Consider the following 24,706-nt stretch of genomic DNA (forward strand, 5'->3'; position numbering starts at 1 on the left):
GCTCATCGAGCGCCTCGGGCTTGGAATCCACCTGCATCCGCAGGCGGGAGGCGGCTTCGTCGACAAGGTCGATCGCCTTGTCCGGCAGGAAGCGGTCGGTGATGTAGCGGTTGGACAGGGTCGCCGCCGCGACGAGCGCCGAATCCGAAATCCGCACGCCATGATGCAGCTCGTATTTCTCCTTGATCCCGCGCAGGATCGAGATCGTGTCCTCGACGCTCGGCTCATCGACGAAGACCGGCTGGAACCGCCGGGCGAGGGCGGCGTCCTTCTCGATGTACTTCCGATACTCGTCGAGCGTCGTGGCCCCCACGCAGTGCAGCGCGCCGCGGGCCAGTTCCGGCTTGATCAGGTTCGACGCGTCCATCGCGCCATCCGCCCGCCCGGCACCGACCAGCGTGTGCATCTCGTCGATGAACAGGATGATCTCGCCATTCGAACTTTCGATTTCCTTCAGCACGGCCTTCAGCCGTTCCTCGAACTCGCCGCGATATTTCGCGCCCGCGACCATTGCGCCGAGATCGAGCGCGAGCAGCCGCTTGCCCTTCAGCGCCTCGGGCACGTCGCCATTGACGATGCGCAGCGCCAGCCCTTCGACGATCGCGGTCTTGCCCACGCCAGGCTCGCCGATCAGCACCGGGTTGTTCTTGGTCCGCCGCGCCAGCACCTGGATCGCGCGGCGGATTTCCTCATCCCGCCCGATCACCGGATCGAGCTTCTGGGCGCGCGCGGCCTCGGTCACGTCGCGGGCGTATTTCTTGAGCGCGTCGAAGGTCTGCTCGGCATTCGCGCTGGTCACGGTGCGGCCCTTGCGGATATCGGCCACCGCCTTTTCCAGCGCCTGCGCCGAGGCGCCGGCGCCGCTCAGCGCCCGGCCCGCCGGCGTGCTGCTGGCGGCAAGGGCGACCAGGACCCGATCCTGCGCGACATATTCGTCGCCGGCCTTCTGCGCCATCTGCTGCGCCGCATCGAGCACCCGCACGAGATCGGGCGTGATCTGCGGCTGCCCTGCCCCGCCGCCCTGCACTTTCGGCAGCTTGCCGATCGCGGCATCGGCGGCGAGGCGCACCGCCGCCGGATCGCCGCCGGCGGCGCGGATCAACCCGCTCGCGGCCCCTTCCTCATCGTCCAGAAACGCCTTGAGCAGATGCTCGGGCGTGATCTGCTGGTGATATTCGCGGACGGCGATGGTCTGCGCGGCCTGCACGAAACCCCGCGCACGTTCGGTGAATTTTTCGAAATCCATTGTACTCGATCCCTTTCATCAGGCGACCTGGCCGGATCATCCCTCACGAGGCGATGGTCCAACCTTGTCCGGTGGACATGGTTGCTGCATTGATCCTGCTCAAGAGGAACCGCGCCCATGACCCTGCTCGTCGATCAACTCTTCCGCTATCCGGTCAAGGGGCTGTCCGCCGAGAGGCTGGCGGCTGCCGAACTCGAAGTCGGGCGGGCGATCGCCTGGGACCGCGCCTTTGCGCTCGCGCAGGGCGATTGCGGTTTCGACCCGGCGGCGCCGGCCTGGCGCCCGAAGGCGGAGTTCCTCTGCCTGGCCCGCAATCATGAGGCCATCGGCATCGACTGCCGGTTCGACGATGCCACGGGCATGCTCACCCTCATCGCGCCGGACGGGGCGGCGCTCGACGCGTCGCCGCTGACCGGGGCCGGGCGCGACGCGCTTGCCGCGTTCCTTGCCGCTGCGCTGCCCGCGGCGATGCGCGGAACGCCCCGGTTCCACCACGTTGCCGGGCACAGCTTCTCCGATCACCGCGAGCAGGTGATCAGCCTGATCGGCCTTGCCAGCTTGCGGGCGCTGGAGGCGGCGGCGGGCGCGCCGCGGCACGGGCTGCGGTTTCGCGCGAATGTCTATTTCGAGGGCGCCGAACCCTGGGCCGAACTCGGCTGGGTGGGCCGCACGCTGGCGATCGGCGGGGCAGAGCTGCGTGTCACCGCGCGGATCGACCGCTGCGCGGCCACCACGATCAATCCCGAAACCCGCGTGCGCGATGCCAACCCCGTCAAGGAGTTGATGACCCATTTCGGCCATGTCGACTGCGGAATTTATGCAGAGGTCGTCCGCCCGGGCCGGATCGCGCCCGGCGATGCGCTCTTTCTCCTGCCGTGAACCTGTCGCGACGGGTGACGCCGGCTGAAAAATCGGCTTAACGTCCCGAAATGCTGACCGACTTACCGAATATGCTGACCCTCTCGCGCATCGCGGCGATCCCGCTGCTCGTCGTGCTGGTCGCGATCGGCTCGCCGCTCGCCGACCTGCTGGCGGCACTCCTTTTCGTTGCCGCCGGAATCACCGACTGGCTCGATGGCCGGCTGGCCCGCAGCCGGAGACAGCTCTCCGATCTCGGACGGATGCTGGACCCGATCGCCGACAAGCTGCTGGTCGGCGCGACGCTGATGCTGCTGGTCGGGTTCCATCGGCTGACCGCATACGGGATCTATCCGGCGATCGTGATCATGTTGCGCGAGATCCTTGTATCGGGGCTGCGGGAATATCTGGCGGGGATCAAGGTCGGGATGCCGGTGACGCGGCTGGCGAAATGGAAGACGGCGACGCAGATGGTGGCCCTTGGGGTTCTTCTGCTTGGCGATTCGGGAGCGGCGGAACTCGGCATCCCCTGGCTTGCGGCCGGCATCATCGGCGGCGCTCTGCTCTGGATCGCCGGCGGGCTGACGCTGATCACCGGCTGGGACTATCTCAACGCGGGCCTGCGGCACATCACCCAGCCCGGCGCCGCCGGCTGACGGGCGGGACATGCCTCCCCTCCCCTTGCGCGGCCCTCAGGGCGCGCCGGTTCTCGCCCTTGTCGGCTGGTCGGGCAGCGGCAAGACGACGCTGCTCACCGCGGTGCTGCCGCTGCTCACCGATGCGGGGCTGCGCGTTTCGACCCTGAAACACGCCCATCACAAGGTCGACCCCGACCAGGAGGGCAAAGACAGTTTCCGCCACCGCGCGGCCGGAGCGCACGAGACGATGCTCGCAACCACGGAACGCTTCGTGCTGTTCCACGATCATCGCTCCGGCGCCGATGAACCCGACCTGCCCGCCCTGCTGGCGAGGATGGCGCCGGCGGATCTGTTCATCGCCGAGGGGTTCAAATCCGCCAGCGTCGCGAAGATCGAGGTTCACCGGCCGATGCTCGGAAAGCCCTCTCTCTGGCCAGATTTCGATGACATCGTCGCGGTGGCCAGCGATGCGCCGCTTGCAGCCGGCGGGCTGCCGGTTCTGCCGCTCAACCACCCGGCCATGGTTGCGGATTTCATTCTTCGATGGCGCGCGGATGCGATTGCTTGAGGTTCACCGCCAATCCGGCGCATAACCGTCGGGAACATTTTCAAGGAAGAAAGATGCGGTCATTTGTCCGTTCCACCCCGCCCCGCATGGCCTTGCCGGGCCCGTCCGGCCTGCGCTGCGCGGCGAGGGCATTGGCCTCGGGTGGGGTTCTGCTGCTGCTCTCCGGCTGCGCGGGGGTTGGCAATTACCTGAGCAGCACGCTGAACCCCTTTGGCGACCCGAACGCGCCAGCCGGCGATGCGGTGAACATGCAGCGCGCCCGTGGCGACAATGTCGCCGTTCAGCCGCTCCGCCCCGAACCCGGCGATGTCTGGCCCGGCAAGGCGGCCCCCATTCCCACCCTGGGCGAGATTCAGAAGCACATGAACGTGCCTCTCGGCGCCGCGTATCGGGATCTCTACAACGCGCCAACGGCGGGCGGGCCGCAAGCGACATACTCGGTTCCGCCCGGGGCGAAAGCGCGGGGACTGCCTTCCGACCACAAGGGCGGCGAAACGACGGATCTGGTCGGCAGCGCGGCGGCGATGCGCCCCTCGCCACGCCCGGGCGAGGCGGGAAAGCTGGTGCCTCGCGCCCCGGCTGTACCGGAATCCCGCGTGCGCGCGGCGAGGCCGATCACGCCGGATGCCGGCCTGCCCGTCGGCCAGACGGTGATGGGACCGCACGGGCCGCTCGGCATCGTCAGCACGCCGAGCAACGGGCGATACCAGACCGTGGCGCCGATCGCCGGCAAGGGCGGTGGCATCCTGATTTCCAACGGCAACGGCACGGCAACGCTGGTTCAGGCGAATGGCCAGGTTGTCACTGTCCAGACAAGGTGACGCGAGCGGCGCGCGGTATCATATAAGAGAGATGAAAATCCTGTATTTCGCATGGCTCCGCGAGCGCATCGGGCTCGCCGAAGAGGAAATCGACCTTCCCGCGGAGGTGACCACCGTGGGCGCGCTGGCGGATTACCTCGCCGGCCGCGGCCCCGCCTATGCCCGCGCCTTCGCCGCGCGGCAGACGATCAAGGCGGCGGTCGACCAGCGCTTCGTGCCGCCGGAAACGCCGCTCGCCGGCGCGGCCGAGATCGCGTTCTTTCCGCCGTTCACCGGCGGCTGAGCCCGAACGCCGTGCCGCGCATCGTCGTTTCGCTGGCGGATTTCGACGTTGCCGCCGAACTCGAGCGCCTGCAGGCGGATGCCGGGGCTGTGGCGAGTTTCGTCGGCGTGGTGCGCGGGCAGGTGGGCGGAAGGCCGCTGGCCGCTCTGACCCTGGAACATTACCCGGGTATGACCGAAGCGACCCTGACCGAGATTGCCGAGACGGCGATGGCGCGATGGCAGCTGACGGATTGCACCATCATTCACCGGGTGGGCCGGCTTGCCCCTGGCGCGCGGATCGTTCTTGCCGCCGCCGCGAGCGCGCATCGGGCGGATGCCCTGGCCGCAACCGCGTTTCTGATCGACTGGCTGAAGACCGACGCGCCGTTCTGGAAGCGCGAGGACTTCGTCGATGGCGCCACGCAATGGGTCGATGCCCGCGACGACGATATTCTGTCACGCAACCGCTGGTAGCTTAACCGTCCAAGTCGGATTTGCGCCCGCACGGGCGCCGGCTTGTGCGCCACTCGCACAAAAACAGCGTATGAACCCCCTTGTGGCCCGTGTTTTGTGCGATACGGTGTCAGAAAAATTTCCAGAATGTCAATTTTAATCTATTTTCACGACACCGGATTTATTATTCAATCGATTATCAGTTCCTTAAAATTATTTTATTGACGACCTCCCCTTGCGGTTGTATTGAATTTCCAAGTTAACTGGGGGTTGCAATGAAACTTCTCATTTTTGGAAATCCGGTCGATAATCGGGACATCCTGACGACCTTCTTCCGCTCCAAGCTGGTGGTCGTGGATGAAACGTCCGATCTTGAAGAAGCGCTGGATCTCACGCGATTCTATGAATACGACGCGGTCGTGCTGCGGGTGACCGACACAAGGCCCGCGGAAATCGAACTCATCCGAAGGTTGCGCCTTACCGGCCTGCGCTGCCCGATCCTGGCGGTCGCACAACTTCTGAGCGAGGCGACGAGGTTGCGCATTCTGGAAGCGGGCGTCGATGACCTGATTGTCAGCGCGATCTCGCATGAGGAAATCTTCCTCCGCGTCCAGAACCAGGTTCGGCGCAGCAGAGGGTTCCAGAGCCCGTCACTCGCCGTCGGCAATGTCGAAATCAATATGAACGCGAAGAAAATCTTCGTCGGGCAGGACGAGATCAGCCTCACCAAGAAAGAGTATCAGATTGTCGAGATCCTTGCGCTGCGCAAGGGCTGCGTTCTGAGCAAGGAGGCGATACTCGATCACCTCTATGGAGGGCTCGATGAACCGAACCCAAAGATCATCGACGTGTTCATCTGCAAGATACGCAAAAAAATGCTCTCCGCCGGCGCCGACGACCTGATCCAGACCAACTGGGGGCGTGGCTACATGATTGTCGATCGCCGGGAAGCCGAGACGAGGATTACCGAAACGCCCATGACGGCGCGCCTGCCATTTTCTCAGCGGGAGCGAAGCATCGCGGGCTGAAGTCCGAACGACCCTGCCTTGCCCGCCTTATTCGGCGGGTTCGGCAGGCTCCGGCTGACCGTGGATTTCCGCCATCTTGCGTTCGACGTGACGTGAGAACACGAATTCCGCGGGCCGCTGCTTGTCGAGCGGAATATCCGCCGCCATCGGGCCTTCGGTGCGGATGCCCTGAATAGCCAGCTTGGCAAGCTTCCACGGCCGCTTGACGGAATCGACCACCGAGGTGGCCTCGAACCCGGAATGCACCATGCAGTCAGCGCATTTTTCGTAATTGCCGACCCCGTACTTGTCCCAGTCGGTGGTTTCCATCAATTCCTTGTAGGTCTTCGCATAGCCTTCGCCGAGCAGATAGCACGGGCGCTGCCAGCCGAACACATTGCGGGTCGGGTTGCCCCAGGGCGTGCATTTATAGGTCTGGTTGCCGGCGAGGAAATCGAGGAACAACGGCGACTGGTTGAACTTCCAGCTAATGCCGCGCGCCTTGCGCTCCTTGCCGTAGCGGAAAATGGCACGGAACAGTTCCTTGGTCCGTTGCCGGTTGAGGAAATGTTCCTGATCCGGGGCGCGCTCATAGGCATAGCCCGGCGATGTCATCACGCCATCCACCCCGATCTCGTTCACGGTATCGAGGAATGCAGCCACGCGGGCGGGATCGGCGCCATCGAACAGGGTGCAGTTGATGGAAACGCGGAAACCTTTCGCCTTGGCGAGCTTGATCGCCGCAACGGCACGTTCGTAGACGCCGTCCTGGCTGACGGCGTGATCGTGCATTTCCCGGTCGCCATCGAGATGGATGTCCCAGCAGAAATTGGGGTGCGGCTTGTACTGGTCGATCTTCTTCTCCAGCAGCAGCGCGTTGGTGCAGAGATAGATGAACTTGTCCCGCGCGAGGATCTTCTCGACGATCTCGGGCATCTCGCGATGCAACAACGGCTCGCCGCCGGCAATCGCAACGACCGGGGCGCCGCATTCATCGACGGCCTCAAGCGCATCGGCGACCGACAGGCGCTGATTGAGGATCGGAGCGGGATAATCGATCTTGCCGCATCCCGCGCAGGCGAGATTGCAACGGAACAGCGGTTCGAGCATCAGCACGAGTGGATAACGCCTGTTTCCGGTCAGGTGCTGCTTCAGCACATAGGCTCCGACCTTGATCGCCTGTTTCAGCGGCACGCCCATCTGTAACTCCTGATAATGATCACCCCACCGAGACGCCGCTCAGGCGTCGCTCACTTCGGCGGGAAGCTTGAACCGCACGTCTTCCGGCGTGCCGGCGAGCGTGTCGATCTCGACCGGGCCGAACTTTCTCAGCCCGTCGATGACGCCCTTCACGAGCACCTCGGGCGCCGAGGCGCCAGCCGTCAGCCCGACGGAGCGGACCCCCTCGAACCACGACGGATCGAGATGGCTGGCATCGTCGATCAGATAGGAGGGGCGCCCAAGCTCGGCACCGATTTCCCGCAGCCGGTTGGAATTCGATGAATTGCGGCTGCCGACCACCAGAATCACGTCCACAAGCTCGGCGAGGTGGCGCACCGCCTCCTGGCGGTTCTGCGTCGCATAGCAGATATCGCGGACATCGGGGCCGACGATGCCGGGAAAACGATCCACGAGAGCGGCAATGATGCCGCGGGTGTCATCGACCGAAAGCGTGGTCTGGGTGATGTAGGACAGCTTGTCCGGATCGGCGACATCCAGCGCGGCCACGTCTTCGACGGTCTGCACGAGATAGACCTTGCCGTCGATCTGGCCGATCGTGCCCTCGACCTCGGCATGGCCGGCATGTCCGATCAGAACGATTTCACGCCCCTGCCCGGCATAGCGCCGCCCCTCGGAATGCACCTTGGCGACCAGCGGGCAGGTGGCGTCGATCACCGGCAAGGCGCGGTCGGCAGCATCCGTCTGCACCTTGCGCGCGACGCCGTGCGCCGAAAATACGGTGATCGCCCCGTCCGGCACCTCGGCGATCTCATCGACGAAAACCGCACCGCGCGCACGGAGATCTTCGACGACATGCCGGTTGTGAACGATTTCGTGGCGGACATAGATTGGCGGGCCGAATTTCACCAGAGCGCGCTCGACGATCTCGATTGCCCGCTCCACGCCAGCGCAGAACCCGCGCGGCTGTGCCAGCACCACCTTCATGACGGGGGTGCCGGCCGCCGAGTCGGCGCGGTCGGTCGGGGTGAGAGACAGATCCATCGTCCGTCGCCTTTCAGAAATCTGAATATCGCAATGCGGACCGCCTGCCCCGGGCATACGTATCCATTCGCCAATTAGGGTATCCGCCGGCGGTTTCGCAAGGGATGGCTCGGGCAGGGCACGCCGTCTCACGACAGTGTTGCGCGCCTGCATCGCAAGATGCCAATCTGTTGTTCCGTTGCCATGCCGTTTTCAAGGCCCTTTTCATGACGGGCACATCGCCCCCATCTGTGGGCGAAGGGTCTATCGCTTCCCGCAATCACCGTATAAAGGGCGCTTCGCCGGCACGATCCGGACGCAAGGGTCGCAACGACGCAGAGTATAAGGAACCAGCATCATGGCTTACCGCTCCAGCGAGACTCCAGAACGGCGCCTGGGGGAGACCGCCTGATGCCGCCGCAGACCCCCCTGCTGGATCGCGTACGGGTTCCGAGCGACATGCGCAACCTTTCGGCCGAGCAGCTGCGCCAGCTCGCCGATGAACTGCGTGCGGAGACGATCGACACGGTTTCCGTCACCGGCGGCCATCTGGGCGCATCGCTCGGCGTCGTCGAGCTGACCGTCGCGATTCATGCGGTGTTCGAAACCCCGCGCGACCGGCTGATCTGGGATGTCGGCCACCAGACCTACCCGCACAAGATTCTCACCGGGCGGCGCGACCGGATCCGCACGCTGCGCCAGCCGGGCGGACTCTCCGGCTTCACCCGCCGGTCGGAAAGCGAGTACGACCCGTTCGGTGCCGCGCATTCCTCGACCTCGATTTCCGCCGGGCTCGGCATGGCCGTGGCCCGCGACCTGAAGGGCGAGACCCCGAAGCGCAACGTGATCGCGGTGATCGGCGACGGCGCGATGTCGGCCGGCATGGCCTATGAGGCGATGAACAATGCCGGGGCGAGCAGGTCGCGCATGATCGTCGTTCTCAATGACAACGACATGTCGATCGCCCCGCCTGTCGGCGCGATGAGCGCCTATCTGTCGCGGCTGATCTCCTCGCGCAGCTTTCTCTCGATCCGCGATTTCGCCGCCCGCATGGCGAAGCACTTTCCCCGGACGATCGAGCGCACCGCGAAACGCGCCGAGGAATATGCCCGCGGTATCCTCACCGGGGGCACATTGTTCGAGGAGCTGGGCTTTTATTACGTCGGCCCGATCGACGGCCATAATCTCGACCACCTGCTGCCCGTGCTGCGCAACCTGCGCGACAGCGAGGGTGACGAGCCGATCCTGCTGCACGTCGTCACCCAGAAGGGCAAGGGCTACGCGCCGGCCGAAGCCTCGGCGGACAAGTATCATGGCGTGTCGAAGTTCAACGTCGTCACCGGCGAGCAGACCAAGGCGCCGCCGGGACCGCCCTCGTATACGAAGGTGTTCGCGCAGGCGCTGATCGCCGAGGCGGAGCGCAACCCGAATGTCGTCGCGGTCAACGCCGCCATGCCCAGCGGCACTGGCCTGGACGCCTTCGCCAAGCGGTTCCCGGATCGCTGCTTCGATGTCGGGATTGCCGAGCAGCACGCCGTGACCTTCGCGGCCGGGCTGGCGACTGAGGGCATGGCGCCGTTCTGCGCGATCTATTCCACCTTCCTCCAGCGCGCCTATGACCAGGTGGTGCACGATGTCGCCATCCAGTCGCTGCCGGTGCGCTTCGCCATGGACCGGGCGGGGCTGGTCGGCGCCGATGGCGCAACCCATGCCGGCGTCTACGACCTCGCCTATCTCGGCTGCCTGCCGGGCATGGTGATCATGGCGCCGTCGGACGAGGCGGAACTCGTCCACTGTGTCGCCACGGCGACCGCGATCGACGACCGGCCCTCCGCCTTCCGCTATCCGCGCGGCGAGGGAACCGGAATCGCGCTGCCGGAACGGGGCGTGCCGTGGGAGATCGGCAAGGGACGGATCGTGCGCGAGGGCAGCAGCGTCGCCGTCCTTGCGCTCGGCCCGCGACTGGGCGATGCGCTGCGCGCGGCCGATGAGCTTGCCGCGAACGGCTTCACGGCGACAATCGCCGATGCCCGCTTCATGAAGCCGCTCGATACCGCGCTGATCGACCAGCTGGCCCGCCATCACGAAGTGTTGATCACGATCGAGGATGGCGCCAGCGGCGGGTTTGGCGCCGCGGTGGGCCATCATCTCGCCTGGTCGGGCGCGTTCGATTCCGGGCTGCGCTTCCGGCCGATGGTGCTGCCGGACCGCTTCATCGACCACAACACGCCCGCAGCCCAGCTGATCGATGCGGGCCTGACCGCGAAGGATATCGTGGCGCACGCGCTGAGCGCGCTCGGCCGCGGCGCGGTGCCCGAAAATGCCCAAGGTTCCGTCGCAATTCCGGCACGGTGAACACTATATCTCAGGGCATGAAACGTCGTGGTCTCCTGGCGGCTGCCGCCGTCACCTCAATCGGCCTCGCGCTGCCCCGGGCGCGCGCGGCCGCCGCTGCGGAAGCCCAGCCGGTCGACGCCCTGGATTCGGCGCTGATCGCGGTGATGAAGGCAGGCAGCGCCGGCAAGAGCTTTGCCGCGCGCTACGCCATGCTCAAGCCGGTGGTGGAGGCCAGCTTCGATCTCGAGCTGATCCTCCAGAATTCTGCCGGCCTGCTCTGGCCGCAGATTCCGGCGGCCCAGAAAACCGAGCTTGGCAAGCTGTTCCGGCAATACACGATCGCGACCTATGTCAGTAACTTCAACGCCTATGGCGGGCAGCATTTCACCACCGATCCGGATATCCGCCGCGCCGGCGACAGCCGGATCGTGTCCACCACCCTGAACGAGCACGACGGCAAGTCGGTCAAGCTCGCCTACGTGATGCGCGAGGCCGGCGGCACCTGGAAGATCACCGACGTGCTCTTCGAGGGCACGATCAGCAAGGTTGCCGCACAGCGCTCCGATTTCAGCGGTCTGATCGACCCGGGTAACGCCGCGCGGCTGATCGAGGCACTGAAGAAAAAAATCGCGACACTGTCGGGCGGGGCGATTCGCGACTGACATGGCCGCGATCCTGCCCGTCTTCGCCGAGGCGCTCTGCGCGGTCGGTCTGATCCAGCAGGCGATCGGCGCCTGCCTCGTCAGCCCGCAACGGACGGCGGCGAAGATACCGGAGCAGGCGCCGCCGATCACGGTCTTCAAGCCGCTGCACGGCGTCGAGCCGTTGCTCGATACCGCGCTCGAATCGTTCTTTCTGCTCGATTATCCTCAATTCCAGCTGATTTTCGGCGCTGCCGACCCGAACGACCCGGCGCTCGCGATCGTCGGGCGACTGCAGCAGCGTTATCCGGCGGTCGATGTCGCGGTGGTAACCGGCCCGCATCGCGAGGGGCGCAACCGGAAGGTCGCCAACCTGATGGCGATGCATGCGGCGTCCCGCCACGATCTGTTCGTCATCTCCGACGCCGATATGCATGTGGCGCCCGATTTTCTCGCCGCGATCGTCACGCCGCTGGCACGACCCGAGGTCGGCCTGGTGACCACATTCTATACCGGCCTGCCGGCGACCGACACGCTCGCGGGCCGGCTCGGCGCCATGCAGATCAATCACGGCTTTCTGCCGGGCGCCGCCCTCGCCCGCGCCCTCGGTCGGCAGGACTGCCTCGGCGCCACCATGGCATTGCGGCGGCGCGATCTCGACGCGATCGGCGGCTTCGCGGCGCTGCTCGATCACCTTGCCGACGACAACGTGCTCGGCCAGCGAATCCGTGCGACCGGCAAGCAGGTGGCGCTCGGCTCGGCGATTCCGGCGACCTCGGTGCCGGAAACCACACTCCGCGCGCTGCTGCGCCACGAGCTGCGCTGGGCCCGGACCGTCCGCGCGCTGGTGCCGCTCAGCTATGCAGGGATCGTGACGCAGTTTCCGCTGTTCTGGGCACTCATCGCCCTGCTGCTGAGCGGCGCAGCCATCTGGGCCTGGATCGGCCTTGCCCTTGCCGCCGGGCTTCGCCACGGCATTGCCCGGCTGTTCGAGCGGCGCCTCGGGTTCGGGCGGGCCAGCGGCGCCGTGCCGATGCTGATGGCGCCGCCGCCGCCCTGGCTTTTCCTCTTGCGCGACGCGGCTTCGGCCGCCATTTTCGCGTTGAGTTTCTGGAGCGACACGGTGGAGTGGCGTGGCCAGACGTTGCAGGCCGATTCCGGCCGCAGCACTGGTGGGAACGGAATTGGTGCCGTCACGCGGCACATGAGTTAGGACCGAAGCAATGATGAAGACCCTGTTCCTGCAACCGCCCTCCTTCGACGGTTTCGACGGCGGCGCCGGCTCACGCTATCAGGCGCGGCGGGAAATCCGCTCGTTCTGGTTCCCGACCTGGCTTGCCCAGCCGGCGGCCCTGATCCCCGGCTCGAAGCTGATCGACGCGCCGCCGGCCGGCCTCACAATGAAAGATGTGATGCCGCATGCCCGCGTGGCGGAACTGGTGATCATCCATACGTCCACGCCCTCCTTCGCCAATGATGTGAAGGTGGCCGCGCAGATCCGGGCGGAAAATCCCGGCGTGAAGATCGGCTTCATCGGCGCCAAGGTCGCGGTGCAGGCCGGCGAAAGCCTCGAGCGCGCCGCGCCGGTGGATTTCGTTGCCCGCAACGAGTTCGACTTCACGATCAAGGAGATCGCCGAGGGCCGCCCCTTCGCGGAGGTCGACGGCATTTCCTGGCGCAACGAGGCCGGCGAAATCGTGCATAACAAGGACCGCGCCACCCTCGAGGATATGAACAGCCTGCCCTTCGTCGCGGATGTCTACAAGCGCGACCTGCGGGTCGAGGATTATTTCATCGGGTATCTGATGCACCCGTATGTCTCGCTCTATACCGGGCGGGGCTGCAAGTCGCGCTGCACCTTCTGTCTCTGGCCGCAGACAGTGGGCGGGCATCGTTACCGCACCCGCTCGGTCGAGCATGTGATCGCCGAGGTGAAGCAGATCCAGCGCGATTTCCCGCAGATGCGCGAACTGTTCTTCGACGACGATACGTTCACCGACAATCTGCCCCGCGCCGAGGCCATCGCGCGGGAACTCGGCAAGCTCGGCGTGACATGGTCGTGCAACGCCAAGGCGAACGTTCCCCGCGACACGCTGAAAGTGCTGCGCGACAACGGGCTGCGCCTGCTGCTCGTCGGCTATGAAAGCGGCAACCAGCAGATCCTTCACAACATCAAGAAGGGCATGCGGGTCGAGGTAGCGAAGCAGTTCACGAAGGATTGCCACGAACTCGGCATCAAGATTCATGGCACCTTCATTCTGGGGCTGCCCGGCGAAACCCAGGAGACCATCCGCGAGACGATCGACTTCGCGAAGGATATCAATCCGCACACCATCCAGGTATCGCTCGCGGCCCCCTATCCGGGAACCTTCCTCTATGATCAGGCGGTTGAGAACGGCTGGCTCGATGCGACGCATGCCGAACTGATCGACGATCACGGCATCCAGATCGCGCCGCTGCATTATCCACATCTGACGCATACGGAAATTTTCGACAGCGTGGAAACCTTCTACAGGCAGTTCTATTTCCGGGTGCCGAAAATCGCCTCGATCGTGGGCGAGATGGTGCGCAGCCCGCAGATGATGAAACGCCGGCTGCGCGAGGGCGTCGAATTCTTCCAGTTCCTGCGCGAACGCCACGCCGCCTGATTGCCCCGGGCGACCGCGGCGATGCGGAAGGACGCCGAGGTCGTTTTCTCGGCCGATGATTTCGGGCTGACCGAAACCGTCAACGAGGCTGTCGAGCGCGCCCATCGCGAGGGTGTGCTCGGCCAGGCCAGTCTCATGGTAGCAGCCCCAGCGGCGCCGGATGCCGTGGCCCGGGCAAAACGCCTGCCCGACCTGAGAGTGGGGCTGCATCTGGTTCTGGTCGAGGGCGCGTCGGTCCTCGGTCATGCCGCCCTGCCAAACATTACCGGGGCGGATGGCCGCTTCGGATCGGACCAGGTGGCCCGCGGCTTCCGCTATTTCGTTTCACCCGCGGCGCGGCGCGAACTCGCGGCGGAAATTCGCGCCCAGTTCGAGGCTTTTGCCGCGACGGGTCTGCCCCTGCACCACGCCGACAGCCACAAGCACATGCATATGCATCCAACCGTCGCGGCGCTGATGATCCGCATCGGGCGGGAGTTCGGCCTGACACGGATCCGGGTTCCGGCGGAACCGCCCGCCGTTCTCGCGGCGTGCGGCGAGCGGCCGGGGCTCGCGGCCCACGCCCTTCATGCGTGGTCACGGGTGCTGCGCGCGCAGGCGCGCCGCGCCGGGCTGGCGAGTCCGGACCAGGTATTGGGGCTCCGCCATTCGGGCCACATGACCCTGGAACGTGTGCGCGCCTATCTCGACGCGCTGCCGCCAGGATCAACCGAGATCTATTTTCATCCCGCAACGCGGCAATGCGCCGCCCTGGCCCGCCTGATGCCGGATTATGAACACGTGGCGGAATTCGATGCCCTGCTCCAGGCGCGCACGGGCTATCCAGGTTGCCAAAGATGATATATACGTAAACAATATTTAATTTTACAACATCAAACGGAAAGGAGGCTTCCAATCGCAGAAACACCTCTTTGTTGAACGATTGTTAATTTTTTTAAATTAACTGTTTGTAAGCGCAGCAGGATACGGAGCATATCGTGTCATCGTCAATATCTTATGGAACCGTTTCAATAACGACCAGTACTACGGGAACAACGAATCTGTTTTCTGTTGATTCATCCGTTCAGTCGGTCATCCAGCAGTTGCTGGACAACAATATAAACAATCTCATTACCCATAATTCGGCCACTCTCAGCGTTAGCGTTGCAACCGTATCTCTGGCGGGCAGTGGCGCCGCGGTTTCCGCGCTGCCAGCGGAACCAACGAACCCTAACGCCTATGTCGATACGCTGCTTACCGGCACGGTCACCGGCGGGGGAAGCACGCTTACCCTGCCCAACGGGCAGACTGGCACGAGCCCGACCAACAACGGAATCAAAGGCATCATAGCTGCCTTCAGCGGCAACGAAACGATCACCGGAGGCTCCGGAAACACCGCTCTCATCGTCACCGGCGCGACAACCAACCTGACCTTTGACCCTCAGGGCGGTGCGGGTATCGACACGATCTATGCCGGCGGCGGCAACAACAATTTCACTCTCGATGGCTATTGGTACGATGTCGTTGTGGCCAGCGGCAACAACACGATCACTGCGGCGCCGAGTGTCTACAATCAGCCAAGCTATAATCACATCACCACCAGCGGCGGCAACAACACGATCAATCTGAATGCCGGCTCCGATAGCCTGACGTCCGGCGGCAACGATACGATCAACGTGGGGACGACAAAGGCCTCGGTCACCGCCAGCGGCAATGCCCTCGTCAAGCTGAAGCGGGTGGATACGGGATATAACCAGGTCAATGCCTCCGGCACGACGACGGTATGGGCCAATGGAACCCACGATTCAGTCACGATCGGTGGGCAAGGTGGTCTCTGGTCCGATGGCAGCGCCAACACAATCACCGATTCGAGCACCGGCCAGGCCCTGATTACCGGCACGAACAACTCGATCACCGCCAGCGCCGCAGCCCCCGTCGCGATTTTCGGGCAGAGCAATGCTGAGACCGCCACGGGGTCGAACATACTCCTGACCTACGGCTCCAATAACACTGTCTACGCTACCGGCGCTGACACAGTCATTGCCAACGGCTCGAACAATACGATTACCGGCACTGGAGCAAGCGATATCTTTCTCAACGGCTCGAATGACGCCGCGATCACGACCAGCCAGAGCCACAGCTTCGTCATTCTTTCCAACACGAGCGGAACAGGCACGAGCGCGACGCTCGGAGGCTCTTCCTATGCGATCGCGGAGGGCAACAGTTCGGTCGTCAGCACCGGGCAGAACTTCACCCTTTTCATCGGCGGCAACAATAGCGAGACCCTGAACGGGGGCTCCACCGCCTTCCTGCTCGGTGGCAACGAGACGATCACTGCGACCGGCACGGGAGCAGCCAGCGTCTATGGCGGCGCCGGAACGCTGGATTTCATCGGCAGCACAAACCAGGGCGTCATCACGCGCGGCACAGGAGCGGTCACTGCCCTCGGTGGTTCGGGCGGATTGGTGGCCTTTGGCGGCTCGAACGGCAACAATTCACTGACCGGCTCCGCCGGGGCGGTGACGCTCTATGGCGGCGGCAATGGTGACACGCTGACCGGCGGTTCGAGCACCAACTACCTGTTTGCCGGCGCTGGGAATGAAACGCTCGTCGGCGGCACGAAGGCAACTGCGAACTACTTCACGTTCGACACCGGATCTGCCAACAAGTCGGACCTGATCAAGAATTTCCAGAGTGGCACCGACAAGATCGACCTCACGGGCAATGTTTCCGTCAGCAGCCAGTCTGTCGTCTCTGGCGGCCTCAACCTGCTTCTGAACGACGGAACCCAGATTCTCGTCAGCGGTCTCGGCAGCAAGCTCAGCGCCAACGTTTCCGGATCGACGACCGTTCTTTCCTGATCCCGGCATGGTCGCCCTCCCACCCGGGGGGGGGCGACCGGTCGCATTCCCATGGCCGGAACAAGATACCCATCGCCTGGTCCGGCGGGTCGCTTATCCACCTTATCCACCTTATCCACCTTATCCACCTTTTCCACAGCCCTGTGGCCCGCCTCCCGCGCTGTCACGCGTTCGTATGACGCGCTAAGAGCGGCAGATGGATATCTCCGAGCTCGCCCGGCCGGGCGCACAACCGAAACTTCCTCCCGCAAATCTCGAGGCCGAGCAGGCCCTGCTCGGCGCGCTGCTGGCCAACAACAAGGCCTATGAGCGGGTTTCGGAGTTCCTGGCCCCCGAACATTTCGCCGATGCGGTGCATGGGAGAATCTACGAGGCCATCGCCCGGCGGATCGAGGCCGGGCAGGTCGCCGATCCGGTAACCCTGCGCGCGACCTTCGAACATTCCGGCCTGCTCGACGATGTCGGCGGCGCGGCCTATCTCGGCCAGCTTCTCACCGCCATGGTCGGCATCATCAATGCCGGCGATTATGGCCGGATCATCTACGATGCCTGGATCCGCCGGCAGCTGATCGAGCTTGGCGAACTCACGGTCAATCGCGGCTTCGGGTCGGACCCCGAGCTGGACGGCACGGCGCAGATCGAGGCGGCGGAGCAGGCGCTGTTCGACCTCGCGACCAAGGGCGGCAGCGAGGGCGCCGCGATGACCTTCGAGACCGCGCTGGCGATGGCGATCGACACTGCCGCCAAGGCCTTCGAGCGCGATGGCAAGGTCTCCGGCCTGACCACAGGCCTTACGGATCTCGACGCCCGGACCGGCGGGTTGCACCCGTCGGACCTGCTTATTCTTGCCGGCCGTCCCGGCATGGGCAAAACGGCGCTCGCCACCAAAATCGCCTTCGGCGCCGCCCAGGCGCTGCTCAGCGAAGCCCGCGCCGAGAACCCGAATGCCGAGGCGAAGCAGTGCGTCGCCGTTTTCTCGCTCGAAATGAGCGCCGAGCAGCTTGCCACCCGTCTTCTCGCCGAGGAGGCGCGCGTCTCCTCCGACCGCATCCGCCGCGGCGAGATCGGGCAGAAGGATTTCGACAATTTCGTCGCGGTGTCGCGCCGCATCGCCCGGCTGCCGCTGATCATCGACGACACGCCGGCGATCACCCTCTCCGCGCTGCGCACCCGCTGCCGAAGGCTGCGGCGCACGCGCGGCCTGGCGCTCATCGTGGTCGACTATCTCCAGCTGATGCGCCCCGCCGCCGGCACAAGGCCGGACAACCGCGTGCTGGAAATCAGCCAGATCACCCAGGGGCTGAAGGCCATCGCCAAGGAACTCTCGGTGCCGGTCATAGCACTGTCGCAGCTCTCCCGCGCCGTGGAATCCCGCGAGGACAAGCGCCCCCAGCTCTCCGACCTTCGCGAATCCGGCACGATCGAACAGGACGCCGACGCGGTGATGTTCGTCTATCGCGACGAGTATTACCTCCAGGCCCGGATGCCCAAGCAGATGGCCTACGATTCAGAGGACAAGTTCCAGGATGCGCTGGCCAAATGGCAGCAGGACATGGAACATGTCCACAACCGCGCCGAGCTGATCCTCGCCAAGCAGCGCCACGGCCCGACCGGCAAGATCGACCTGTTCTTCGAGGCTGAATTCACTCGATTCGCCGACCTCGACACCCAACATGAATGAACGTCGACTGACCTGAAGGGGATGCGCGCGATGGCGACACAAGGCGGCAATGCCTGCGCCGGCCTGCCCGAGGCCGACCTTGCGCGGATCGCGCAGGCGGCCTCGCGCTATGTCGCCGCGCACGGGCTGTTCACCCGCCTGCTGAGCCGGATCGGCCGCACCACCGCGGGGGCGGCGGAACGCGCGCTAAACCTTTTTCTGCCGAACAGCCGCCGGGTGATCGAGGATTATGCCTCCGAAGCCTTGTGGTCGCTGCTCGCCGTCTCGCGCGCCGGTCTCGCCCCGCGGCGCGCGGGAGCGGCGTCCGAGCGGGTCTATCGCGGCGCCGTTGCCGCGAGCGGCGCGCTCTCCGGCCTCGCCGGCGGCCCGCTTTCGCTGGCCGACATTCCGTTCACCATGGCGATGATGTTCCGCGCCATCGCCGAGATCGCCCGCAGCCATGGCGAGGATATTGACGAGTTCGAGACGCGGCGCGCCTGTCTCGAAGTGTTCGGCTTCGGCACGATCCGCGGCGAGGAAGGCGAGGTCGAAGCCAGCTACTGGGCGGTGCGCGGCGCGCTCACCCATGCGCCGCTATCGCTGTTCCTGCGCACGATCGCCTCGCGGTTCTCGGTCATGCTGTCCGAACAGGCGATGGCCGCCCTCGTGCCGCTGGTCGGCGCCCTGTCGGGGGCGGGCGCCAACTACCTGTTCATGAGCCATTTCCAGACCATGGCGCAGGTTCACTTCACCATCCGCGACCTCGAGCGCCGGCACGACCCCGCGCGGGTCCGCGCATGTTTCGATGCGCATGTCGCCCGGCTGCGGGAGCGTCGGCAGATGTTCCGCAACGCCGCATGAACCACCCGACCCTGACCATCGACCCCGGCGCCGTCGCCGCCAACTGGCGGACACTGGCCGCCCGCCATGCGGGCGAGGTCGCCGGCGTGGTCAAGGCCGATGCCTACGGACTCGGCGCGGCCCTGATCGCCCCCGCCCTTGCCGCCGCCGGCTGCCGCAGCTTTTTCGTCGCCACGCTCGATGAAGCTCTTTCTCTGCGCGCCCTGTTGCCGGCGGCGCGGATCGCGGTTCTCAACGGCTGCCCGCCCGGCGAGGAGCGCACGATGCACGCGCGTCGGCTGATCCCGGTGCTCGGCTCGCTCGCTTCCTGCGCGCGCTGGCGCGCGGCGGCCGGCGATGACGGCGCGCCGCCTTCGTTCCTGCATGTCGATACCGGGATGAACCGGCTCGGCCTCGATCGTGACGAGGCAGCCCATCTCATCGCCCATCCAGACCGTCTCGACGGGCTGGGCCTGACGCATGTGATGACGCATCTCATCGCAGCGGAGGAGCCGGATGCGGTGGAAAACGCAGCACAGCAAGGGCGTTTCGCTGCCTTCGCCGCGCGGTTCCCCTGGCTGCGGACCAGCCTTGCCAACTCCTCCGGCCTGTTTCTCGGCCCGACATTCGGCTCCGACCTCGCCCGGCCCGGCTATGCGCTCTATGGCGGCAACCCGACCCCGCAAGGGGCAAATCCGATGCGCCCGGCCATCACCCTCGCCGCGCCGATCCTGCAGATCCGCGCGATCGCGACGGGTGAAACCGTGGGCTATAACGGCACCTGGCGGGCGGCGCGGCCCTCGCGCATCGCGACGATCGGCGTCGGCTATGCCGATGGGCTGCCGCGATCACTGTCGAACCGGCTGACGGCACGCTGGCAGGGGGAGATCATCCCGGTGGCCGGCAGGCTCTCGATGGACCTGACGACGTTCGATGTTACCGATCATCCCGCCATCGCGCCCGGCGACGTTATCGAGCTGATCGGCCCAGGCCATGATATCGACGCCATCGCCGCCGAGGCTGGCACGATCGGCTACGAGATTCTGACGTCGCTCGGCCCGCGCTATCGGCGGGTGGTGAAATCGGTATAATCCCGCGTATGAATCTCGTGCTCGACCCAATCGCCGCACTCGGCCGCCTTGCGCTCGGCTTCGTGATCATGCTCGGCGAACTCGCGCTCTTCGCCGCCGCCGGCCTGTCCGGCCTGGTGCGCCCGCCGTTTCACTTGCGCAATTTCGGCCGCGCGCTGATGGAAATCGGCTATTCGAGCCTGCCGGTCGTCGCCCTCACCGCGGTGTTCACCGGGATGGTGCTGGCGCTGCAGAGCTATGTCGGCTTCTCGCGCTTCGACAGTTCGAGCGTGATCGCGAGCGTGGTGGTGCTGTCCCTCACCCGCGAACTCGGCCCGGTTCTGGCCGGATTGATGGTCGCAGGGCGCGCGGGATCGGCCATCGCCGCGGAAATGGGCACGATGCGCGTGACCGACCAGATCGATGCGCTGACCACCCTCGCCACCGATCCGATGCGCTATCTTGTTACCCCGCGCCTGCTCGCCGGGGTGATCGCCCTGCCCCTGCTGGTGGTGATCGCCGACATTCTCGGCGTGGCCGGCGGCTTCCTGGTTTCCACCGTCAGGCTCGGCTTCGAGCCCAACGCCTATCTGCGCGACACTGTGAACTACCTGCACAGCAACGATGTCGTCTCCGGCCTGGTGAAGGCGGCGGTGTTCGGCTTCGTGATCGCGCTGATGGGGTGCTTTCACGGCTATCGCTCGCGCGGCGGCGCGCAGGGTGTTGGCGGTGCGACCACGGCGGCGGTGGTCTCCGCCTCGGTGCTGATCCTCGCACTGGACTATCTGATGACCCAGGCGTTCTTCTCGTGAGCGGCGCCGAAACGGCCGAGCCGAAAATCCGCATCCGCGGCCTACGCAAGAGCTTCGGCACCAAACGCGTGCTCGATGGCGTGGATCTCGACGTGATGGCGAAGACGAGCATGGTCGTCATCGGCGGGTCGGGCACCGGCAAGTCGGTGCTGCTGAAATGCATTCTCGGCCTGATCCCGCCGGATGAGGGCGAGATATGGATCGACGGTGAAAATCTGCTGACCGCGCGGCCGGCGCGCGCGCGCGCTTTGCGCGACCAGATCGGCATGCTGTTCCAGAACGGCGCGCTGTTCGACAGCCGGCCGGTCTGGGAGAACGTGGCGTTCGGGCTGCTGGCGCGTGGCCGCGTCACCCGCGCCGAGGCGCGCAGGATGGCCGGTGGCATTCTCGCGCAGGTCGGGCTCGATGCGAGCGTGGGCGAGTTGTCACCAGCCGAGCTGTCGGGCGGGATGCAGAAGCGCGTTGCCCTGGCGCGGGCGATCGCGGCCGAGCCGTCGATCATGGTTTTCGATGAGCCGACCACTGGGCTCGACCCGATCATGGGGGCGGTGATCGACGGGCTGATCGTCGATTGCGTGAAACGCCTGGGCTCGACCTCGATCACCATCACCCACGACATGGCGAGCGCACAGCGAATCGGCGACCGGATCGCGATGTTGCAGGATGGCCGGATCATCTGGGAAGGCGATGCCGCGCTGGTGATGAACAGCGGCAACGAGATGGTCGACCAGTTCACCCATGGCCGCCGCGAGGGGCCGATCAGGATGGCGCTGCGGCGCTGAGAGTTCCCGGCGCGGCGGATCTCGTTTTCCGAATCCCTCCGCGCATGGCATCTCGCGCGCGGACTCGGCTGGCCTCGCAAACCCGGGATATGTCCGGTCCATGAAACCAGGACGATCGCCGCGCCTCCGAATCGAGCACGTTCCGATCCATGCGGATGATACTGATACACAGAGCATAAAAAACCCCGGGCCAATGGCCCGGGGCTTCTGAAATATCGGGATTGAAAAATTCAGCTGATAATCGACCCACCAATGAATTTGTTGAGCTGGCTGGCATTGTAACCGACCATCGTAATCTGCGAGCCGTCCGACAGGATCACCGAGGCGGCGCCGAGTGGATAGATGCTGGCCGTGATATTGTTGACGGAGCTGATGACGACGCCGTTGCGTGCGAGCAGCAGGTCCGTGTTCATGTTGAAATTCTCGATAACGGAGCTGCCACCACCGGCCGTGGAGTTCGAAACAAAATATGTATTTGTTGCACCGGTTACTGTCGAACCGTAAATGGTAGAAGAACTGGATGATGTAAAGAAATACTGGGACCCGGCACCTGCAGACGATATCACGTCGTTGCCGGCACCCGCGGCGAATATGTTGTTATTCGTATATTGAGATGCTCCCAACGTCTCGTTGCCGACACCGGCAAAGAGAACATTGTTATTGGAGGTCGAGGCTTGCGCGTTATAACCAGCGACAAGCGTGTCACCGTTGCCTGCCCCAACCAGCGTGAACGCTCCATTGCCGCCTACAAGCTGGTTGTTGCCGGCGGTGCCGCCGTAAAGGAGGCCTCCGCCATTGCCGCCAAACGCCGTCACGGAGCCAGCCTGCCCGAGAACGGTCGAGCTGCCGGTACCGGTGTTGATGAAATCGACGGAGCCGGCATAACCAGTCGGTATGCCGACCCGGACGCTGGCCGAGCCGGTTGCGTTCACCGTGTCGCTGCCATTCAGAACCCTGACGAGATCCTGACCACCGGTCAGCGTCGCCTGGTTGTTGCCCGCCGCATCGATGGTTGTATTCCCACCTAAATCATAGATCGAGTTAACACCCGACCCGCTACCGGCGGTGGTGATCAGAGCGGCTGTCTGTGATCCGATGACGTAGGTGCTGGCCTGGCCATTGCCGGTTACTGAAATCGTGCCAGGCGCCTGCAGGATGACCGTGCTCGCGCTCGAGGGCACCGTGACGGCAACATTGACGCTACCGGCGGTAGAGGCCCCCGAGCCGTTGGTGTTGGAAACTTCGTAAATTCCACCTGTCGTGGCAGAGCCTGTCGTGCTTGACGTTTGACCGGTCACTGCATCGAAATTCGTCAGAGAGACAGTTCCCTGAGCCGCAGCACTAAAATCCGTGTTGAGCAAATTTTGAAGGGACGTAATCTGCGATGAGGTGAGGCCGCTGGATGGAATATACACAATTCCGCTCAGCTTCTGGGAATTAATACCACCACCGATTGAAATACTCGAACTCATACCGAAAACTCCTGAAAATCGTCCTTAACCAATGGTTACCAGATATCCTGTTAGGAGCGTCCGGGCAAGAGAATAGATAGCAAGTTATGATATCAAAAATAATTATAATATCATTTTATGGGCTTAAAATTTGATAAATTCTGTTATTTAAGTAAAAATAAACTATATTCGCAAAAACACATCTCAAAAATGGCAATTACTATTTATTTATAAATTTAATATGCGTTTATTTTTTATTTTTCATTTTTTACGTAAAATTCTTTTTATTTATTTTATGCCCCCTCGTGTTGCAGGCCGCCGCCCTGGAATTCCGGAACAGGAAATCCAGGGAATTGCGGGCGCTACAGTGCGGGAGCCGTTCTGGTTACGCTTCTAAAGACATGGGCGTTAGAGCACGATATCCGAGCCGGATGGATCGGATGTCGTGCTCTATAGTATTGATAAATAGAGCTTCTTTATCCGAGCAGATAACTCCATCTGATCGGATGATGCTCTACGCGATCGCCAGGACGATCTTGCCGATATGCGCGCTGTCCTCCATCAGCTGATGTGCATGCGCAACCTCCCGCCAGGGCAGTGTTTGCGCGATCACAGGCTGGATCTGCCGCGACTCCAGCCACGGCCATACGGTTTCGCGCAACGCGGTGGCGATCGCCCCTTCTCCGCCGTGCTGCGGGGCCGCATCGTCGATCCGGTGACAGTGAGGCGATTCACCATGATCGGGAGCAGATCGATATCACGGGCGACGCTGCCGCCCATGAAGGCAATCTGCACGAGGCGGCCGGACCGGCGCAAGGCACGCAGATTCCGGCTCGTATAGGGCGCGCCGACCATGTCGAGCACGACATCGACGCCGCGCCCATCGGTCAGGCGTTTGATCTCGTCCAGAAAATCCTGTTCGCGATACTGGATCGCCGCCGCCGCCCCGAGGCCCACGCATGCCTCGCACTTCGCGGCGGAGCCCGCCGTGGCATAGACAGTCGCACCGTGCCGCCGGGCCATCTGGATCGCCGCCACGCCGATTCCCGATGTGCCGCCATGGATCAGGACCGATTCCCCGGGCGCCAGCCGCCCCAGGTCGAACAGATTGGCCCAGACGGTGAAATACGTCTCCGGCAAGGAAGCCGCCTCGATCGCACTGAACCCTTCCGGCCAGGGCAGGCACTGCGCCGCCGGCACCGCGACATATTCAGCATAGGCACCGCCATTGCACAGGGCGGTCACCCTGTCTCCGATCTTCCACTGGTCGACGCCGGTGCCGCAGGCCACGATGGTGCCGGCAGCCTCAAGACCCAGGATCGGACTCGCGCCCGGCGGCGGCGGGTACGCGCCCTTGCGCTGCTGGATATCCGGCCGGTTCACACCGGCGGCGGCGACGCGGAGCAGAACCTCGCCCTCGCGCGGCGCCGGGACCAGGCCGGTCGCGAACGACATCACTTCGGGGCCGCCCGGCTGGTCGAACGTGACATGCACCATGGTCTCGGGATGGTTCATCGGATATCTCCTTGATTGGCGTCGGGATTTCGGGGGCATGGGCGGCGTCGGCG

At 64.4% G+C, this 24,706-nt stretch carries 22 protein-coding genes and 1 pseudogene (1 of these 23 running past the window's edge); 18 read left to right on the forward strand and 5 right to left on the reverse strand.

All coding sequences use genetic code 11. From position 1 onward, the window contains the following. A protein-coding gene (gene clpB, locus ACIDOCELLA78_RS83740) for an ATP-dependent chaperone ClpB (RefSeq protein ID WP_201727850.1) crosses the window boundary here: on the reverse strand, positions 1-1,246 show its beginning. Its footprint begins 1,337 nt before the window's first position; the window shows 1,246 of its 2,583 coding nt (coding positions 1-1,246); the start codon lies at positions 1,244-1,246; the stop codon falls past the left edge of the window. A gap of 117 nt (positions 1,247-1,363) precedes the next feature. On the opposite strand from clpB, the gene ACIDOCELLA78_RS83745 reads away from it, so the two are divergent. The 7 genes from ACIDOCELLA78_RS83745 to ACIDOCELLA78_RS83775 all read left to right on the forward strand — a co-directional run bounded on the left by ACIDOCELLA78_RS83745 (position 1,364) and on the right by ACIDOCELLA78_RS83775 (position 5,876). After that, positions 1,364-2,125 (forward strand): MOSC domain-containing protein, encoded by a 762-nt coding sequence (locus ACIDOCELLA78_RS83745; protein WP_201727851.1) that lies wholly within the window; start codon positions 1,364-1,366, stop codon positions 2,123-2,125. Between the two features lie 50 nt (positions 2,126-2,175). Next, entirely contained in the window at positions 2,176-2,760 is a 585-nt protein-coding gene (gene pgsA / locus ACIDOCELLA78_RS83750; RefSeq protein ID WP_201727852.1) for a CDP-diacylglycerol--glycerol-3-phosphate 3-phosphatidyltransferase, read from the forward strand. Positions 2,761-2,770: 10 nt separating this feature from the next. Further along, positions 2,771-3,310, forward strand: coding sequence for a molybdopterin-guanine dinucleotide biosynthesis protein B (gene mobB, locus ACIDOCELLA78_RS83755; RefSeq protein WP_201727853.1), 540 nt, complete (start codon positions 2,771-2,773; stop codon positions 3,308-3,310). Between the two features lie 53 nt (positions 3,311-3,363). Continuing rightward, positions 3,364-4,131: a hypothetical protein gene (locus ACIDOCELLA78_RS83760; RefSeq protein WP_201727854.1), complete on the forward strand. Its 768-nt coding sequence runs from the start codon at positions 3,364-3,366 to the stop codon at positions 4,129-4,131. Positions 4,132-4,162: 31 nt separating this feature from the next. Beyond that, positions 4,163-4,414, forward strand: coding sequence for a molybdopterin converting factor subunit 1 (gene moaD, locus ACIDOCELLA78_RS83765; RefSeq protein ID WP_201727855.1), 252 nt, complete (start codon positions 4,163-4,165; stop codon positions 4,412-4,414). Positions 4,415-4,425: 11 nt separating this feature from the next. Then, on the forward strand, positions 4,426-4,869 hold the full coding sequence (locus ACIDOCELLA78_RS83770; RefSeq protein WP_249675092.1) for a molybdenum cofactor biosynthesis protein MoaE: 444 nt from the start codon (positions 4,426-4,428) through the stop codon (positions 4,867-4,869). Positions 4,870-5,123: 254 nt separating this feature from the next. Beyond that, positions 5,124-5,876, forward strand: coding sequence for a response regulator transcription factor (locus tag ACIDOCELLA78_RS83775; protein ID WP_249675094.1), 753 nt, complete (start codon positions 5,124-5,126; stop codon positions 5,874-5,876). A 27-nt stretch (positions 5,877-5,903) separates the two neighbouring features. Here ACIDOCELLA78_RS83775 and hpnH read toward each other — a convergent pair whose 3' ends face one another. Then, positions 5,904-7,055, reverse strand: a complete 1,152-nt coding sequence (hpnH, locus tag ACIDOCELLA78_RS83780; RefSeq protein WP_201727856.1) for an adenosyl-hopene transferase HpnH — start codon at positions 7,053-7,055, stop codon at positions 5,904-5,906. 39 nt (positions 7,056-7,094) lie between these two features. Beyond that, the gene (gene ispH, locus ACIDOCELLA78_RS83785) at positions 7,095-8,078 is read right to left on the reverse strand and encodes a 4-hydroxy-3-methylbut-2-enyl diphosphate reductase (RefSeq protein WP_214006273.1); all 984 of its coding nucleotides are present in this window, start codon (positions 8,076-8,078) and stop codon (positions 7,095-7,097) included. Positions 8,079-8,468: 390 nt separating this feature from the next. Here ispH and dxs point away from each other — a divergent pair, with 390 nt between their 5' ends. The 11 genes from dxs (at position 8,469) to ACIDOCELLA78_RS83840 (ending at position 21,687) form a co-directional block, all read left to right on the forward strand. Then, positions 8,469-10,412 carry a 1-deoxy-D-xylulose-5-phosphate synthase gene (gene dxs, locus ACIDOCELLA78_RS83790; RefSeq protein WP_201727857.1) on the forward strand — a complete coding sequence of 648 codons (1,944 nt, stop codon included), beginning with the start codon at positions 8,469-8,471 and terminating at the stop codon, positions 10,410-10,412. Between the two features lie 17 nt (positions 10,413-10,429). After that, positions 10,430-11,056 (forward strand): ABC transporter substrate-binding protein, encoded by a 627-nt coding sequence (locus tag ACIDOCELLA78_RS83795; RefSeq protein ID WP_201727858.1) that lies wholly within the window; start codon positions 10,430-10,432, stop codon positions 11,054-11,056. Position 11,057: 1 nt separating this feature from the next. Beyond that, positions 11,058-12,248, forward strand: a complete 1,191-nt coding sequence (hpnI, locus tag ACIDOCELLA78_RS83800) for a bacteriohopanetetrol glucosamine biosynthesis glycosyltransferase HpnI (protein WP_201727859.1) — start codon at positions 11,058-11,060, stop codon at positions 12,246-12,248. A gap of 10 nt (positions 12,249-12,258) precedes the next feature. Then, positions 12,259-13,683, forward strand: coding sequence for a hopanoid biosynthesis associated radical SAM protein HpnJ (gene hpnJ, locus ACIDOCELLA78_RS83805; protein WP_201727860.1), 1,425 nt, complete (start codon positions 12,259-12,261; stop codon positions 13,681-13,683). Between the two features lie 21 nt (positions 13,684-13,704). Beyond that, positions 13,705-14,523, forward strand: coding sequence for a hopanoid biosynthesis-associated protein HpnK (gene hpnK, locus ACIDOCELLA78_RS83810; RefSeq protein WP_201727861.1), 819 nt, complete (start codon positions 13,705-13,707; stop codon positions 14,521-14,523). Positions 14,524-14,660: 137 nt separating this feature from the next. Further along, positions 14,661-16,523 carry a calcium-binding protein gene (locus ACIDOCELLA78_RS83815; protein WP_201727862.1) on the forward strand — a complete coding sequence of 621 codons (1,863 nt, stop codon included), beginning with the start codon at positions 14,661-14,663 and terminating at the stop codon, positions 16,521-16,523. A 196-nt stretch (positions 16,524-16,719) separates the two neighbouring features. Beyond that, the gene (locus ACIDOCELLA78_RS83820) at positions 16,720-18,204 is read left to right on the forward strand and encodes a replicative DNA helicase (protein WP_201727863.1); all 1,485 of its coding nucleotides are present in this window, start codon (positions 16,720-16,722) and stop codon (positions 18,202-18,204) included. Positions 18,205-18,234: 30 nt separating this feature from the next. Further along, complete coding sequence (locus ACIDOCELLA78_RS83825; RefSeq protein WP_201727864.1) at positions 18,235-19,044, forward strand: EcsC family protein; 810 nt, start codon at positions 18,235-18,237, stop codon at positions 19,042-19,044. Then, positions 19,041-20,114, forward strand: a complete 1,074-nt coding sequence (gene alr, locus ACIDOCELLA78_RS83830; RefSeq protein WP_201727865.1) for an alanine racemase — start codon at positions 19,041-19,043, stop codon at positions 20,112-20,114. Before ACIDOCELLA78_RS83825 ends, alr begins: the two co-directional genes overlap by 4 nt. Before the next feature lie 8 nt (positions 20,115-20,122). Next, entirely contained in the window at positions 20,123-20,905 is a 783-nt protein-coding gene (locus tag ACIDOCELLA78_RS83835; RefSeq protein WP_007424104.1) for an ABC transporter permease, read from the forward strand. Further along, the gene (locus ACIDOCELLA78_RS83840) at positions 20,902-21,687 is read left to right on the forward strand and encodes an ABC transporter ATP-binding protein (RefSeq protein WP_201727866.1); all 786 of its coding nucleotides are present in this window, start codon (positions 20,902-20,904) and stop codon (positions 21,685-21,687) included. The genes ACIDOCELLA78_RS83835 and ACIDOCELLA78_RS83840 overlap by 4 nt, the downstream gene beginning before the upstream one ends. 230 nt (positions 21,688-21,917) lie before the next feature. On the opposite strand, the gene ACIDOCELLA78_RS83845 is transcribed toward ACIDOCELLA78_RS83840, so the two are convergent. After that, the gene (locus ACIDOCELLA78_RS83845) at positions 21,918-23,159 is read right to left on the reverse strand and encodes a hypothetical protein (RefSeq protein WP_201727867.1); all 1,242 of its coding nucleotides are present in this window, start codon (positions 23,157-23,159) and stop codon (positions 21,918-21,920) included. A 493-nt stretch (positions 23,160-23,652) separates the two neighbouring features. After that, positions 23,653-24,653, reverse strand: a pseudogene (locus ACIDOCELLA78_RS83850) (NAD(P)H-quinone oxidoreductase). Positions 24,654-24,706: the final 53 nt, after the last annotated feature.

This window comes from Acidocella sp. C78 (assembly GCF_907164655.1).

Coding starts and splice junctions, on each gene's coding strand:
- ACIDOCELLA78_RS83745 (WP_201727851.1), top strand. CDS start 1,364: ATGACCCTGCTCGTCGATCAACTCTTCCGCTATCCGGTCAAGGGGCTG.
- pgsA (WP_201727852.1), top strand. CDS start 2,176: ATGCTGACCGACTTACCGAATATGCTGACCCTCTCGCGCATCGCGGCG.
- mobB (WP_201727853.1), top strand. CDS start 2,771: ATGCCTCCCCTCCCCTTGCGCGGCCCTCAGGGCGCGCCGGTTCTCGCC.
- ACIDOCELLA78_RS83760 (WP_201727854.1), top strand. CDS start 3,364: ATGCGGTCATTTGTCCGTTCCACCCCGCCCCGCATGGCCTTGCCGGGC.
- moaD (WP_201727855.1), top strand. CDS start 4,163: ATGAAAATCCTGTATTTCGCATGGCTCCGCGAGCGCATCGGGCTCGCC.
- ACIDOCELLA78_RS83775 (WP_249675094.1), top strand. CDS start 5,124: ATGAAACTTCTCATTTTTGGAAATCCGGTCGATAATCGGGACATCCTG.
- hpnH (WP_201727856.1), bottom strand. CDS start 7,055: ATGGGCGTGCCGCTGAAACAGGCGATCAAGGTCGGAGCCTATGTGCTG.
- ispH (WP_214006273.1), bottom strand. CDS start 8,078: ATGGATCTGTCTCTCACCCCGACCGACCGCGCCGACTCGGCGGCCGGC.
- dxs (WP_201727857.1), top strand. CDS start 8,469: ATGCCGCCGCAGACCCCCCTGCTGGATCGCGTACGGGTTCCGAGCGAC.
- ACIDOCELLA78_RS83795 (WP_201727858.1), top strand. CDS start 10,430: ATGAAACGTCGTGGTCTCCTGGCGGCTGCCGCCGTCACCTCAATCGGC.
- hpnI (WP_201727859.1), top strand. CDS start 11,058: ATGGCCGCGATCCTGCCCGTCTTCGCCGAGGCGCTCTGCGCGGTCGGT.
- hpnJ (WP_201727860.1), top strand. CDS start 12,259: ATGATGAAGACCCTGTTCCTGCAACCGCCCTCCTTCGACGGTTTCGAC.
- hpnK (WP_201727861.1), top strand. CDS start 13,705: ATGCGGAAGGACGCCGAGGTCGTTTTCTCGGCCGATGATTTCGGGCTG.
- ACIDOCELLA78_RS83820 (WP_201727863.1), top strand. CDS start 16,720: ATGGATATCTCCGAGCTCGCCCGGCCGGGCGCACAACCGAAACTTCCT.
- ACIDOCELLA78_RS83825 (WP_201727864.1), top strand. CDS start 18,235: ATGGCGACACAAGGCGGCAATGCCTGCGCCGGCCTGCCCGAGGCCGAC.
- alr (WP_201727865.1), top strand. CDS start 19,041: ATGAACCACCCGACCCTGACCATCGACCCCGGCGCCGTCGCCGCCAAC.
- ACIDOCELLA78_RS83835 (WP_007424104.1), top strand. CDS start 20,123: ATGAATCTCGTGCTCGACCCAATCGCCGCACTCGGCCGCCTTGCGCTC.
- ACIDOCELLA78_RS83845 (WP_201727867.1), bottom strand. CDS start 23,159: ATGAGTTCGAGTATTTCAATCGGTGGTGGTATTAATTCCCAGAAGCTG.